The 1,651-nt window shown below is 44.5% G+C and carries 3 pseudogenes; 2 read left to right on the top strand and 1 reads right to left on the bottom strand.

Annotated features, from left to right (window positions below):
* Together CD000_RS17715 and geo26A are read left to right on the top strand one after the other, a co-directional pair.
* Positions 1–493 (top strand): annotated as a pseudogene (locus CD000_RS17715) (IS982-like element ISGsp1 family transposase); the annotation flags it as partial.
* Positions 494–514: 21 nt separating this feature from the next.
* A pseudogene (gene geo26A / locus CD000_RS18340) lies at positions 515–988 on the top strand (geobacillin 26); the annotation flags it as partial.
* A 318-nt stretch (positions 989–1,306) separates the two neighbouring features.
* Here the strand turns inward: geo26A and CD000_RS17710 are convergent.
* Positions 1,307–1,651 (bottom strand): annotated as a pseudogene (locus tag CD000_RS17710) (IS1634 family transposase); the annotation flags it as partial.

Here is a 1,651-nt window from a genome sequence, read left to right as displayed (position 1 = left end):
CGTGAGAATGCAGCGCGTCAAGCGATTTCGAGGGATCGCGGATATGGGGTATTGTGCTTCCAAAAAGCAATGGTACTACGGTTTCAAGCTGCATCTTCAAGTGACCAATCAAGGGCTGGCCATGGGCTATGTCGTGACGGAAGCGTCCTGCCACGACGTCAAAGCCGCTGAAACGGTGATGACTCAAATCCCTCATCCCTACAACTTTGGGGACAAAGGGTACATCAGCCACGCTCTTCGAGAAAAGCTGTACGAAGAACACCAAGTCGCGTTCTGGACACCGTCTCGACACAATCAAAAGCACGGCCCATCCAAGGCATGGGAAGAATGGATCCAAAAAAAACGCAAAGTCATCGAGACGGTGTTTTCGATTCTCGTAGACCAATACCGGATCACCGACATTCGAGCGAATTCCATGGCCGGGTTTGAAGTGGCACTCGATGGCATCTTGTTGGCTTATTCCTTGGTCACACTAGGGCTGGTTGAGCGCTGACGCTCAACTAGCACCACGGGTAAAAAAACTAAAATAGAAAAAAATGTTTTTAGTTCAAAAACGTTTGAAACCCAATACAACGGAGAACAGTTACAATCCTCACAAATTTCTCCTATGTCTTTTTCGTTAATTGATAGTGGTTCCAATTTAAGTGGTAAGTTTAAATATTATGTATACACACAAAAAATATGGGTTGTGCAATGTGAAGGAAAGTCTAAAAATCCGACAGAAACATCAAATAATAGTTCTGATCTTCAGAGCTTTAGAAATTCTGTAAACAACCTTAGAGGAGCAGAATTAAGATTCAGTGCTGCAATGGGAACAGCTGCTACTTCACCTTTAATTGCGGCTATTACTGCTCCTACTGGATGGGGACCTATTGTAGCAACTTTAACAGCAGTTGGAGCTGGTGCAGCTGCAATTGCAGAAGCATATAACTCATATGTATATGCGAAAGACTGTCGTTTTTACTTTGGTAGAATTACTATTCGTTAACGAATTAATTATTAGAGTATGAGGGATATGTTTTATAGAATTAAATAAGAAAAGAAAAAATGTCAAGGCCGATTATTTTTTCCCCAAAATCGCCGGTTTAAAATTCCCCAGAAGGACCTCATTGATCCTTCTGTTTTTCTTGTTGGAGCCTTTTTTCCTGCAATCGATAGCTTTCCCCCTTTAGGTTGAACTCACATTTCGCACCCTAACAAGGTCAAAACAAAGGATTTTTTATTTAGTTTTTCAGAATAACTTTTTGACCAACACGACGAGCGATGTCTATCCTTTTTTTACCATCGCTGGTCGTTCCGTATGACGTTACACGTAAATGCTCTCATCCAGCCCCAACCCCTGCAGAATCCTTCGTTGTTCAGGGGTGAGGGAGCGATCCAGTGAGCGTTGGATGCGTCCATCCGGCAGCTCCAGGAGGACGACGTTCACATATTGAAACAGCTGGAAAATCGCCTGCCCCGTCGGTCGGGTCAGCTTGCGGCCTCCGGCGCCCTTTAATGGGTGTTCGGGTGTGATGAACTGGCGCACCCGGCGCTGAAAGACGCGGTAAATGGCCAAGGCCAAGAGAAACAAATAGCCCAATACCGCAACTCGTTCTGGCTTTTTGACATAGATCTCATCCGTGAAAAAAGGGTCTTTCAAAAAAGCGAA

The sequence above is a fragment of the Geobacillus sp. FJAT-46040 genome (assembly GCF_002335725.1).
GTDB lineage: Bacteria > Bacillota > Bacilli > Bacillales > Anoxybacillaceae > Geobacillus > Geobacillus thermoleovorans.
This window is presented reverse-complemented; position numbering and strand designations above follow the sequence as displayed.